The sequence below is a fragment of the Vibrio sp. YT-17 genome (assembly GCF_033337375.1).
GTDB lineage: Bacteria > Pseudomonadota > Gammaproteobacteria > Enterobacterales > Vibrionaceae > Vibrio > Vibrio alginolyticus.
On record NZ_JAWOQP010000004.1, the window covers coordinates 40,327 to 53,307 of the forward strand.

Consider the following 12,981-nt stretch of genomic DNA (forward strand, 5'->3'; position numbering starts at 1 on the left):
AGATATTCAATAAAGGAAGAAGTGAATGTTCAAAAAGCTGTTATCAAGCCCATCGGTTCGCAACTTTGCGCTTTGGGTTAGTACCTTTTTGATGATCACTCCTTCTGTTTCCCTCGCAAACTCTCTAACAAAAACGGATGACTTGGAACCTCGACCAAAGGTGGCGGTTGTGCTCGCTGGTGGCGGAGCGAAAGGGGCGGCACACATTGGGGTTTTAAAAGCATTGGAAGAAATGCAGATCCCTGTCGATATTGTGACCGGTACCAGTATGGGCGCCTATGTGGGTGGGCTCTATGCCACGGGGATGAGTGCTGATGAAATTGAGAGTTTTATCTACACCGTCGATTGGGGCAGCGGTTATCGAGATCGTGTTGACCGTAGCCAACGTCGAGTTCGTGACAAAGAGTATGAAGACCGCTATCAAATTAATACCGACCTCGGCTTAAGGTTCGGTGAGGTACGAGCACCAACGGGTGTGGTGCAAGGCCAGAACATGTTGCGAGTATTGCGTGAGACTACAGGGAACTTAGGGCGATTCGATTCTTTTGATGAGCTTGCCATTCCTTATCGTTCTGTTGCGACTGATATTCTTGCCCTAGAAGAAGTCGTACTGGGTAATGGTTACCTTGTGGATGCCATGATGGCTAGCATGTCTGTACCAGGAGCACTTCCTCCCTATAAGCTCAATGGTCATATGCTTGTCGATGGCGGCGTCGTCAATAACATGCCTGTCGATGTGGCTCGCGCCATGGGGGCTGATGTCGTTATTGCCGTCGATATTAGCACCGACTACAAAACCGAAGATGAATTTACGGGGCTGTTTACTGTCGCGGACCAACTCTCTAACTATCTCGTTCGTCGTAGTACACAACAGCAAGTGGACGAGCTTGAACCTCAAGATATCTATATTCGTCCCAATGTGGGCACCATGGAAACCGTCGAGTTCGACAAAATGCCTTGGGCTTTTCAAGCTGGGTACGATATTACCAAGCAATTAAAAGACAAGCTGAAAGAGTTACGCTTGTCCAACGCGGACTATCAAAAATACATCGACCGCAAACAAGAAGTTCGTAAAACTTTGATTTATGGCGATCAGCGTGTGGTTGATGACATTGTGATTGTAAATAACACGCACTACAGCGATGTGTTGTTGACGAATCGTATTGAATTAGAAACCGGACGTCGTATTTCAACGGCCGAAATTGAGAAAGCCGTTGAAAACCTCTACGCGTTAGATCGGTTCGAGCTCATCACTTATCACTTTGAAGAGGTTGATGGTGAGACATTGTTGGTTTTTGATGTTAACGAGAAGTCGTGGGGGCCTAATTATCTCAACTTCCGATTTTTTCTTGAAGATGACTTCGATACAGATAGCCAGTACGGCATAGGGATATCAACCAACTTTACCAACTTGAACTCTCATGGCGCGGAGTTGGCGTTCAACGTAGAAATGGGCACGGATAAGCTGATTGAAGCTGAGTTGTATTCCCCTGTTTTATCTAGCCAAGAACTTTTTGTATCGGGGCGTATTTCCTATGGCAGTGAGAGCCGAAACTTACCTTTAACAGAGCCTCAAGCACCAGATTTAGAGTCAGTAAATGACTTTTTTCCGGTCACTTACGATGATTTTACAACAGAGTTAGCGATAGGTATCCAACCCACATTGTGGCAAGAACTTCGATTTGGCGCTCGCTACTCAACCGGAGATATTGAGCTTTCTACTTTGGCTTCTGCTGGTAAATTGGATTTTGAACGTCGTGGCCTGTTTGCCAATTATCGCCTAGATACACTCGATGATTTCGCATTTCCGACTCGTGGGCTTTTAGTCGATCTCGAATATTTAGTGTCTCATGATCAAAGTCCTCAAGGCGTTAGCCTTTTAGAAACTGACAAAATTATTGAAGATACCGTTTATGAAATCTCTGCACGATTTAAAGGTGCAGTGAGTCATCAGCGTCATACTTTAGTCGGACATGCTGAATATAGTTTTGTAGAGAGTAAAAACTCATCTTTACCGCTTGATCCCAGAGAGTTGGGCGGCTTTTTAAGCCTATCTGGAATCCCAAGAAATAGCCTGATCGGACAGAACTTATTTTTCAGCAGTTTGGTGTACCGATATAAGTGGTTTGATAATGATTTCGGATTGTTTGAAGCTCCAGTCTACCTGGGCGCATCGGTCGAATATGGCGGTGTTTGGTCTGATAATGATCTGAAACTAAACGAAGCGCCGCTTTACAATGCTGGCTCCATCTTCTTTGGTGTTGACTCACCAATAGGACCAATAATGTTGGCATACGGTCGTACCGAGCAAGATTTGGATGCTGTGTATTTGATCGTAGGAACATCGTTTAATTAATCGGGTATGAGAAAGCAAAAACTTGGCATATTTGGTCAAAATTAGCAGAACTTTAGTCGTAAGTTGCTATGTTGGTCAAAATGATAAGATTTTAATTTAAGGTTAAATTTGCTATTATTTTGCCCACAGTTTGGCCTCTACGGCGCTGTTTCTCAATCATAATTGAATGAAAACAAGGGCAATGGAGAGCCAAGTTTCCAAGGATGTTCACTCCTTTACTTTAACAATAGTAATAATAGAGGAGGAACCGCAATGAGAGGAAAAAGTCGTGCTTGAAGCCTACCGTAAACACGTCGAAGAGCGTGCTGCTGAAGGAGTTGTTCCTAAACCGCTAGACGCAGAACAAGTTGCTGGACTTGTAGAACTTCTGAAAAATCCCCCACAAGGTGAAGAAGAAGTCATTCTTGACCTACTTGAAAACCGTATCCCTCCAGGTGTTGATGAAGCTGCTTATGTAAAAGCGGGTTTCCTAACAGCAGTAGCAAAAGGTGAAGTTAAATCACCATTAGTGAGTCGTGAAAAAGCGGCTGAACTGCTAGGCACTATGCAAGGTGGTTACAACATCGAACCGCTAGTTGAGCTATTGGATGATGAAGCACTGGCAGAGATCGCAGTAAAAGCGCTGTCTCATACGCTGCTAATGTTTGATGCTTTCTATGACGTAGAAGAGAAAGCAAAAGCAGGCAATGCGCATGCACAGAAAGTACTTCAATCATGGGCTGATGCTGAGTGGTTCCTTTCTAAGCCTAAGCTTGAAGAAAAAGTCACTCTAACCGTATTTAAAGTAACAGGTGAAACGAACACGGATGACCTTTCACCTGCACCTGACGCTTGGTCTCGTCCTGATATCCCAGTACACGCACTGGCGATGCTTAAAAACGAGCGTGAAGGAATAAACCCTGATCAACCGGGTACTATTGGCCCGATCAAGCAAATTGAAGAGTTAAAAGACAAAGGTCATCAATTGGTTTACGTTGGTGATGTTGTTGGTACTGGCTCTTCACGTAAATCTGCAACCAACTCAGTGCTTTGGTTTATGGGTGATGATATCCCTTACGTTCCAAACAAACGAGCTGGTGGGTATGTGCTTGGTGGCAAAATTGCCCCTATCTTCTTTAACACAATGGAAGATGCTGGCGCACTACCAATCGAAGTTGACGTAACTAAGCTCAACATGGGCGATGTTATCGATGTTTACCCATATGAAGGTAAAGTTTGCAACCACGAAACTGGTGAGGTTCTAGCTGAATTCTCGCTAAAAACAGAAGTACTGATTGATGAAGTTCGTGCTGGTGGTCGTATCCCATTGATCATCGGTCGTGGTTTGACAGACAAAGCGCGTCAATCGCTAGGTCTTGAGCCTTCGGACGTATTCCGCAAACCTGGTGAAATCGCAGATTCTGGCAAGGGTTACACGCTTGCACAGAAAATGGTTGGTAAAGCATGTGGCGTAGAAGGCATCCGTCCTGGAACCTACTGTGAGCCGAAGATGACGACAGTAGGCTCGCAAGATACTACAGGCCCTATGACTCGTGATGAACTTAAAGACTTGGCGTGTCTCGGCTTCTCTGCTGATCTTGTCATGCAGTCTTTCTGTCACACATCGGCTTATCCAAAACCAGTAGACGTTAACACTCACCATACACTTCCGGACTTTATTATGAACCGCGGTGGTGTATCTCTTCGTCCTGGTGACGGTATTATCCACTCATGGCTAAACCGTATGCTACTACCGGATACTGTCGGTACGGGTGGTGACTCACATACTCGTTTCCCTCTGGGTATTTCATTCCCAGCAGGCTCGGGCTTGGTTGCCTTTGCAGCTGCGACAGGCGTTATGCCGCTAGACATGCCAGAGTCAATCTTGGTTCGTTTTAAAGGTGAAATGCAACCGGGTATTACACTGCGTGATCTTGTTCATGCCATCCCTTACTACGCGATTCAGCAAGGTCTACTAACGGTAGAGAAAGCGGGCAAGATCAACGAATTTTCTGGCCGTATCCTTGAGATTGAAGGCTTAGAAACGCTAACGGTTGAGCAAGCATTTGAGCTTTCTGATGCATCTGCAGAGCGTTCGGCGGCAGGTTGTACTGTGAAATTGTCTCAAGAGTCGATCGAAGAGTACTTAAACTCTAACATCGTGATGCTGAAGTGGATGATCTCTGAAGGCTACGGTGATCGCCGTACTATCGAGCGCCGCATTACAGCAATGCAAGAGTGGCTAGCAAACCCTGAGCTGATGCAAGCAGATAAAGACGCTGAATACGCACATGTGATTGAAATCGATATGGCTGAAATCAATGAGCCAGTACTATGTGCACCGAATGACCCAGATGACGCTCGTTTGTTGTCTGAAGTACAAGGCACAGCGATTGATGAAGTGTTCATCGGTTCTTGTATGACGAACATCGGTCACTTCCGCGCAGCAGGTAAATTGCTTGATAAGTTCAATGGCCAGTTAGCAACGCGCCTTTGGGTAGCGCCACCAACAAAGATGGATAAAGACCAACTGATTGAAGAAGGCTACTACGGTATCTTCGGACGTGCAGGGGTTCGTATTGAAACGCCAGGGTGTTCACTTTGTATGGGTAACCAAGCGCGTGTTGCAGATAAATCAACAGTAATGTCGACTTCAACGCGTAACTTCCCGAACCGTCTGGGTACTGGTGCGAATGTTTACCTGTCGTCAGCTGAGCTAGCTGCAGTAGGTGCAATTCTAGGTAAGATTCCAACCAAAGAAGAATACCTAGAATACGCGAAGCAAATCGACGCTACGGCAACGGATACGTACCGCTACTTGAACTTCCATAAAATGGATCAATACACCAAGAAAGCGGACGAAGTGATCTTCCAAGAGCCGGCATAATCAGAAATGCACAATTCAAAAGCACCTCACATGAGGTGCTTTTTTTATGGGAGCAATTCGCTATACTCGCACCAAATTGATACGAAATAGGCAATCTCGGTGGAATTTGAATTCATTCGTAACACGTTGATGGGCGAGTACTACGTAAAATGTAGCATGGGACATGAGATTGTAGGGCGCTGGTTGCAAGAAGAAATTGGCAAAGATCCGATGAAGATTGCACAAGTTGAAAAGCTAATTGAGCAGTCATTTTTAGCGCCTTCTCAGGAGCATAACCTAACAGGCACGGAAATTAGCTTGATGATTCAGGGCGACGAAGTTCTTGTACAAGAAAACGCATTAGCCCATGAATATGATGTCGAGATGGAAAGTGAGTTCGACTTCTACAATGCAGAAAGTACAGCAAGTTGTGGGATAGAGGATTTCATGACACTTATCGAACAATGGAAAGACTTTTTGAACATTTAATGCACAGTTTTGGGTAACTTCTCTGCCGTTGCTTTAAATTTGTGAAAAGGGCGCACCGATATGGTGCGCTCTTTTTGTTTATAGATATGTAAATTGAGGTTAGCTTTTATTATTCAATGACTTAAAAACTTGGCACGTAGATTGGATTATAAGAAGTGTTTCAGGATGAAAGCTTCGGAGATAACTCAATGAAAATAATCAATGCCATTATTAAGCCGTTTAAATTAGACGATGTACGAGAAGCATTGGCTGATGTCGGTATCGAAGGGATGACAGTATCAGAAGTTAAAGGGTTCGGTCGTCAAAAAGGTCATACGGAATTGTACCGCGGTGCAGAGTATCAAGTTGATTTCCTACCAAAGGTGAAAATTGAAATCGCGACTCACGCAGACAATGTAGATCGTGTTGTTGAAGCAATTACAAAAGCTGCGCAAACCGGAAAAATCGGCGACGGTAAAATTTTTGTTTACGATCTGAACCAAGCGGTGCGTATCCGAACTGGCGAAATGGACGCAGAAGCACTTTAAGAATTCAAAGGATTGGAGATACTTATTATGGAATTAACAACAACAGTAACCGAGTTACGTTACGCACTTGACACCTTTTTCTTCCTCATTTCCGGTGCGTTGGTAATGTGGATGGCAGCAGGCTTTGCGATGCTAGAGGCTGGCCTTGTGCGCTCTAAAAACACAACAGAAATTCTTACGAAGAACATCTGTTTGTACGCCATCGCATGTACGATGTTTCTGATCGTCGGTTATAACATCATGTATGTCGATAATGGAGAAGGAGGCTGGTTACCTTCATTTGGTACGCTAATTGGTACTCAAGGTGAAGGGGCCGACCACTCTTTAGAGTCTGACTTCTTCTTCCAAGTTGTCTTCGTTGCAACTGCCATGTCCGTCGTTTCTGGTGCGGTAGCTGAGCGCATGAAGCTTTGGTCTTTCTTGATTTTCTCTGCGATTTTAACTGCGTTTATCTATCCAATGGAAGGTTACTGGACATGGGGTGGAGGCTTCCTAGCAGAAGCTGGATTTAGTGACTTTGCGGGTTCTGGTATCGTACATATGGCAGGTGCTTCTGCTGCTCTAGCTGGTGTGTTACTGCTTGGCGCGCGTAAGGGTAAGTACGGTAAAAATGGTGAAATTTATCCGATTCCAGGTTCTAACATGCCTTTGGCAACGTTGGGTACTTTTATCCTTTGGTTTGGCTGGTTTGGATTTAACGGTGGCTCTCAGTTGATGGTTTCAGATTTTGAGAATGCTACAGCGGTTGGTCAGATCTTTCTAAACACTAACGCAGCAGCGGCTGCCGGTGCAATTGCGGCGCTATTCGTTTGTAAAACTACTTGGGGTAAAGCCGATTTAACGATGATTCTCAATGGCGCGCTAGCTGGCTTGGTTGCCATCACTGCAGACCCTCTATCGCCATCACCACTGTACGCGGTTGCGATTGGTGCAGTGTCGGGTGCACTAGTTGTATTCAGTATCATTGCTCTAGATAAACTTAAAATTGACGATCCAGTAGGTGCTATCTCAGTTCACGGTGTGTGTGGTTTCTTCGGCCTAATGGTAGTGCCACTGAGCAACGGTGATGCAACGTTTGGTGCACAGCTTTTAGGTGCCGTAGTTATCTTTGCTTGGGTATTTGGTGCCAGCCTAGTTGTGTGGGCAATCTTGAAAGCAACCGTTGGGATTCGCGTTACAGAAGATGAAGAAATGGAAGGTATGGACATGCATGATTGTGGTGTTGGTGCTTACCCAGAGTTTGTTACGGTGAAATAATCATTAGCTTGTAATAAATGGTTACACACTTAACACAATAAAACCTGCTCCGATGAGCAGGTTTTTTAATATTCGTCATTGTCTTCTTATTGAACATACATATAATAACGCAACTGATAAACGTTATCATTAGCATGGTAAAGGATTAAACAATGAAAAAACTGCTAACTCTTTCAGCACTAACTTGCGCTACTCTAGCTCCAACAGCAATGGCTGCTGAAGAAGTGAACGTCTACTCTTACCGTCAACCTTTCCTAGTTGAACCTATGTTCAATGAGTTCACTAAAGAAACTGGCATCAAAGTAAACGTAAAATTTGCTAAAAAAGGCTTAGCAGAAAAGCTAGCTCAAGAAGGTGAGTACAGCCCTGCTGACGTTATTCTTACGACAGACATCAGCCGTCTAGCTGAACTGACAAACAAAGGTTTAGTTCAGAAAGTCGATAGCAAAATCATTGAAGAAAACGTACCTGCTCAATACCAAGATAAAGAGAATGAGTGGTTTGCTCTAACTCTACGTTCTCGTAGCGTTTATTCATCACGTGATCGCGTAGGTAAACTAGGCGCAGATTTCAACTACGCAGACTTAGCTAAGCCAGAGTTCAAAGGTAAAATTTGTACTCGTAGCGGTAAGCACCCGTACAACGTTTCTCTAGTTTCAGCAATGATTGCTCACAATGGCGAAGCAGAAACCAAAGAGTGGTTGGAAGGTGTGAAAGCAAACCTTGCTCGCAAACCACAAGGCAACGATCGTGCACAAGTTAAAGCGATCAAAGAAGGCCTATGTGATGTTTCTCTGGGTAACAGCTACTACCTAGGTAAAATGGTTAACGACAAAGAGCAAAAAGCTTGGGCTGATGCAGTTTACATCAACTTCCCTAACCAAGAGACTACAGGCACTCACGTGAATATCTCTGGTATGGCGATGGCTAAGTACTCTCCAAACAAAGACAATGCTGTGAAGCTAATGGAATTCCTAACGGGTGACAAAGCGCAGCAAATGTACGCAGAAGTTAACTACGAGTACCCAGTTAAAGAAGGCGTGAAGCGTTCTGAGCTTGTGGAATCTTGGGGTGACTTTAAAGCAGACAAGCTTTCTCTAGACGATATTGCAGCCAACCACGAAGCGGCAATTAAGCTATTAGATGAAGTGAAATTTGACCTTTAATTCCTTGTGGGGGTATAACAGTACCCCCATTTGATTAAAGGATATGAGATGTATTTGCAACAGCATTTGTATTTCATACAGCCTTGCAGTAATTAGGCGATGAAAGATAAACACTCTTTATGGAAAACCAGTAGTGGGGTAATAACTCTGCTACTGGTTTTGCCGATCTTAGCGATCTTCTACACCGCAATTGGTGAAACGGATGATTTGTTTGCTCATTTAATGGCAACGGTCATGCCGACTTATATTTTTAACACGGTTGCGCTAACTGTTGGCGTAATGGTGCTGTCCTTAATTCTTGGTATTCCAAGCGCTTGGATAATGGCCATGTGTAAACTGCCGACCGAAAAATGGTTGCAGTGGGCATTGGTGCTACCTCTTGCAATGCCAGGTTATATCATTGGTTATATTTTTACTGATTGGTTTGATTTTGCAGGCCCGATTCAGATCTTTTTGCGTGATGTAACCGGATGGGGACCTGGCGAGTATTGGTTCCCTGACATTCGTACGTTGCCTGGTGCGACCTTTGTGTTGGCTTTGGTGTTGTATCCTTACGTGTATTTATTGTGCCGGGCTGCGTTTATGGAGCAAAATGTATCTTTATTGCAAAGCGCGCGTTTGCTCAAGTGCTCTCCATGGGAAAGCTTTTGGCGCATCTCGATGCCGTTAGTAAGACCCTCTATCGCAGTAGGTTTATCATTGGTCGCAATGGAGACCATCGGTGACTTTGGTACGGTAAGTTACTTCGCGGTGAATACGTTAACCACAGCGGTCTACGATACTTGGTTGGGGTACTCTAATCTTAATGCGGCAGCCAAGATTTCTGCCATGATGCTCGTCATTGTAGTACTGCTTCTTAGTGCCGAACGATACAGCCGCCGTAAACAAAAGCTTTTTCAAAGCCAATTTAACAGTCACGAAGATTTTCGTTACGAGTTGACGGGCTGGAAAAAGTGGACCGCACTGGTTTGGTGTTGGGGCTTGGTTTCAGTCGCTTTTATTTTGCCGCTACTACAGCTGATTGATTATGCGATCACTTATTTTGCGCAGAGTTGGACCTCAGAGTTTCGTGAATACGCATGGAATAGCTTAGTTGTGTCTGTTATTGCTGCGATTATTGGTGTTGCTGTCGCACTGATCGTTAACTTTACCCATCGAGTCAGTGGTAAACGAGAAAGCTTGGCATTTATGCGTCTTTCTTCTATGGGCTATGCAGTACCAGGAACGGTACTAGCCATCGGTGTGATGGTCGCTGTGCTGTTTATGGATCATCGTGTCAACGATGTTGCTAAAGCCATGGAGTGGGGAAGGCCGGGACTTATCTTTTCTGGTTCCATGTTCGCACTAGTATTTGCCATGGTTGTGCGCTTTTCCGCGGTAGCGATTGGTAGTATCGAAAGTAATTTAAATAAAATTTCTCCGTCGTTAGATATGGCATCGCGCACTATGGGTTGTAAGCCCAATGCCATGCTGTGGCGCGTGCACTTTCCGCTGGTTAAGCGCGGTGCACTGATTGCGGCTTTATTAGTGTTTATCGAGTCGATGAAAGAGCTTAATGCGGCTTTGTTACTTCGTCCGTTTAACTTTGAAACACTAGCCACATACGTTTATAACTTCGCCTCGGATGAGCATTTAGAATTGGCCGCTTTGCCAGCGGTTCTGTTGGTTCTTGTTGGGTTGATCCCGCTTGTTGTTGTTAACCGTTCACTGGAGCAAAATCACTGATGAGCTGTGCATTATCAATTAAAAACCTAACGTGCCAATATGACGATCAAACTGTACTCGAATCATTGTCTCTTGAGGTAGAACAAGGGCAGATTGTCTGTTTGCTAGGAGCCAGTGGCTGTGGGAAAACAACACTATTAAAGGCCGTTGCGGGATTATTGCCGTTAACGTCAGGCGAAATGAGTCTAAATTGCGTCACAATTGATGATGGGGAAAACTGGTTGCCGCCAGAACAGCGTAATATCGGGATGATTTTCCAAGATTACGCACTTTTTCCTCACTTGACGGTGGAGCAAAACATTGCCTTTGGCTTAAAGCAGTGCTCGACAAAAGAGAAAAATGCCAAAGTTCAAGAGATGTTAGAACTCGTGCATCTTCAAGGTTATGGCGATCGTTATCCTCATCAATTGTCTGGTGGACAGCAGCAGCGTGTTGCGATTGCTCGCTCATTAGCTTACAGCCCAGACTTATTGTTACTTGATGAACCGTTTTCTAATATTGATACGCAAGTTCGCCATGAGTTGATAAGTGAGATCCGTAAGATTTTTAAGGCCCAAGGTGTGACTGCCATTTTTGTTACGCATAGCCGTGAAGAGGCTTTTGCTTTCGCCGATAAAATGGCAGTGATGAACAATGGAGTCATCGAGCAATATGGCACAGCATCTGAGCTTTACTACCAGCCTTCAAGTAAATTTGTCGCTGATTTCTTAGGTGGTGGCAGTTACCTTGCTGCTAAACGGGTTTCGAATTCAGAATATGAAACCCACTTGGGCGTGGTTGAAGCCACGGCTCAACAAGATATTCCAGTACAGGCGGAGTGCTCTTTACTGCTAAGACCGCAGCATGTGCAAATTCAATCCGATGAAGATAGTTCGGTAACCGTATTGGAACAGCATTTTATGGGTGATCACTGCCGTTATGTGATTAACGCGAATGGTGACCGTTTGTTAGCTACAGCTTCGCAAGCATTAAATATAGGTGAGTCCGTCGCGGTGAAAATTGAAACGCAAGGCGTCCTGGCATTTGCTTAACGCTCCTGAGTATCTTTTCTATCTCGTTTACGACTTCCCAACATACAATAAAAAAGCCCGGCTGTGGAGCCGGGCAAGTGCTCTTCTCCTGTTGATGAGCGCCTTTTCAGACAGCGTTGACTCTCATCATAGTGCTCGAAGCGGGCACAAGGTTCAGTTATAAAGACAAGAAGTCTTTAAACTGTTGAAGAACACGTTCCGCAGTGTCCTTATCTTGCATCTCTGCAAAAATTCGTAGCAGTGGCTCAGTGCCAGAGAAGCGAGCGATGATCCAACCGCCGTTCTTGAAGTAGACTTTCGCACCATCTTCATAGCTGACTTTTTCGATTTCAAACTCAAACTCAGGCAACTGCTTTTCAACATAAATCTTGTTGAACAGTACGTCTTTTTGCGCTGGTTTGAACTTGCAATCGCCTTCTGCCATGTAGGCATAGCCGTACTTGCCGTAGATTTCATCCAGCAACTCAGACAGCTTCTTGCCGGTTACTGAAATCATTTCTACCAATAGGCTTGATGCGAATACGCCGTCTTTACCTTTGATGTGGCCGCGAATGGTTAGGCCACCAGAGCTTTCCCCGCCAATCAGTGAGTCATCCGCTTCCATTTGGGAGCTGATGTGCTTAAAGCCTACAGGAACCTCAAAGCATTTCTCGCCATGATCTTCGGCGACTTTATCGAGAAGGTGGGTGGTTGCGATGTTACGTACCACGGAGCCTTTCCAGCCTTTGTATTCAAGTAGGTAGTAGTAAAGCAGCAGTAGCACTTCATTTGGATGAATGAAGTTACCTTTTTCGTCGATAATACCAAGACGGTCCGCATCGCCATCAGTACCGATGCCAATATCGTAACCTTGCTCTTTCACTAGGTGCATCAAACGGTAGAGTGTTGCAGCGCTTGGCGAAGGCATTAACCCACCGAAGTCTGGGTTTTTGCCATCGTTAATCACATCAACGTCACAGCGGCCGTTGATTAATACGGTTTGCAGTGCGTTTTTCGCGACACCAAACATTGGGTCGATCAAAACACGTAAATTCGCCTTCTTGATCGCTCCGATGTCGATAAAGTCGATGATTGAGTCAACGAATTCGTTCATCGGATTGATGATTTCAATCAGCTTATCTTCAACCGCTTGTTCAAAGTCGACGCTTTTTACATCTTGCGCAGTGAGCGCGTCTATTTGTGATTCGATTTTTTGGGTGATGATTTCATCTGCGTCACGACCACCTTCAATGAAGACTTTAATGCCGTTGTAATCGGCAGGGTTGTGTGATGCGGTAATACATGCCGAGTATGCGCAGCCCATTTCTTTCGCTTTAAACATTACGATAGGTGTTGGGACAAATTTGTCGATAAAGCTAACCATAATGCCGTTTGCTGCTAGAACTTCAGCGAACCAACGACCTGCTTTATCGGAAAGAAAACGACGGTCATAGCCAATCACAAAACCGCGATCAGCAACCGATTCGTTATTCGTGATGTTTGCAACTGCTTGGGCAACCAAGCGTACGTTATCTTTGGTGAACTCCTCACCAATAAATGCACGCCAACCGCCTGTACCAAATTTGATCATGATTCGATCCTCGAT

Annotated in this window: 9 protein-coding genes; 8 read left to right on the forward strand and 1 reads right to left on the reverse strand. The window is 44.8% G+C overall.

The annotated features are described in order from the left end of the window. Nucleotides 1-25: 25 nt before the first annotated feature. The 8 genes from R7F67_RS05365 to R7F67_RS05400 all read left to right on the forward strand — a co-directional run bounded on the left by R7F67_RS05365 (nt 26) and on the right by R7F67_RS05400 (nt 11,396). Nucleotides 26-2,356, forward strand: coding sequence for a patatin-like phospholipase family protein (locus R7F67_RS05365; RefSeq protein ID WP_033905586.1), 2,331 nt, complete (start codon nt 26-28; stop codon nt 2,354-2,356). Between the two features lie 268 nt (nt 2,357-2,624). Then, nucleotides 2,625-5,222, forward strand: coding sequence for a bifunctional aconitate hydratase 2/2-methylisocitrate dehydratase (acnB, locus tag R7F67_RS05370; RefSeq protein ID WP_005380009.1), 2,598 nt, complete (start codon nt 2,625-2,627; stop codon nt 5,220-5,222). Nucleotides 5,223-5,321: 99 nt separating this feature from the next. Continuing rightward, on the forward strand, nt 5,322-5,690 hold the full coding sequence (locus R7F67_RS05375; protein ID WP_064368753.1) for a YacL family protein: 369 nt from the start codon (nt 5,322-5,324) through the stop codon (nt 5,688-5,690). A 188-nt stretch (nt 5,691-5,878) separates the two neighbouring features. Further along, a complete protein-coding gene (locus tag R7F67_RS05380) occupies nt 5,879-6,217 on the forward strand; it encodes a P-II family nitrogen regulator (protein ID WP_005386570.1) in 339 nt (112 codons plus the stop codon). A gap of 27 nt (nt 6,218-6,244) precedes the next feature. After that, nucleotides 6,245-7,474: an ammonium transporter gene (locus R7F67_RS05385; protein ID WP_005386568.1), complete on the forward strand. Its 1,230-nt coding sequence runs from the start codon at nt 6,245-6,247 to the stop codon at nt 7,472-7,474. 152 nt (nt 7,475-7,626) lie between these two features. Further along, complete coding sequence (locus R7F67_RS05390) at nt 7,627-8,640, forward strand: Fe(3+) ABC transporter substrate-binding protein (RefSeq protein ID WP_005386566.1); 1,014 nt, start codon at nt 7,627-7,629, stop codon at nt 8,638-8,640. A 99-nt stretch (nt 8,641-8,739) separates the two neighbouring features. Beyond that, nucleotides 8,740-10,365: an ABC transporter permease gene (locus tag R7F67_RS05395; protein ID WP_025768193.1), complete on the forward strand. Its 1,626-nt coding sequence runs from the start codon at nt 8,740-8,742 to the stop codon at nt 10,363-10,365. Further along, nucleotides 10,365-11,396, forward strand: a complete 1,032-nt coding sequence (locus R7F67_RS05400) for an ABC transporter ATP-binding protein (RefSeq protein ID WP_005380055.1) — start codon at nt 10,365-10,367, stop codon at nt 11,394-11,396. Before R7F67_RS05395 ends, R7F67_RS05400 begins: the two co-directional genes overlap by 1 nt. A 157-nt stretch (nt 11,397-11,553) precedes the next feature. On the opposite strand, the gene R7F67_RS05405 is transcribed toward R7F67_RS05400, so the two are convergent. Beyond that, entirely contained in the window at nt 11,554-12,966 is a 1,413-nt protein-coding gene (locus R7F67_RS05405; protein ID WP_005380053.1) for a phosphoglucomutase/phosphomannomutase family protein, read from the reverse strand. Nucleotides 12,967-12,981 lie beyond the last annotated feature (15 nt).

What these genes read in the sequence shown, in the direction of transcription:
- R7F67_RS05365 (WP_033905586.1), top strand. Translation starts at nt 26, where the DNA reads ATGTTCAAAAAGCTGTTATCAAGCCCATCGGTTCGCAACTTTGCGCTT.
- R7F67_RS05380 (WP_005386570.1), top strand. Translation starts at nt 5,879, where the DNA reads ATGAAAATAATCAATGCCATTATTAAGCCGTTTAAATTAGACGATGTA.
- R7F67_RS05385 (WP_005386568.1), top strand. Translation starts at nt 6,245, where the DNA reads ATGGAATTAACAACAACAGTAACCGAGTTACGTTACGCACTTGACACC.
- R7F67_RS05390 (WP_005386566.1), top strand. Translation starts at nt 7,627, where the DNA reads ATGAAAAAACTGCTAACTCTTTCAGCACTAACTTGCGCTACTCTAGCT.
- R7F67_RS05395 (WP_025768193.1), top strand. Translation starts at nt 8,740, where the DNA reads ATGAAAGATAAACACTCTTTATGGAAAACCAGTAGTGGGGTAATAACT.
- R7F67_RS05400 (WP_005380055.1), top strand. Translation starts at nt 10,365, where the DNA reads ATGAGCTGTGCATTATCAATTAAAAACCTAACGTGCCAATATGACGAT.
- R7F67_RS05405 (WP_005380053.1), bottom strand. Translation starts at nt 12,966, where the DNA reads ATGATCAAATTTGGTACAGGCGGTTGGCGTGCATTTATTGGTGAGGAG.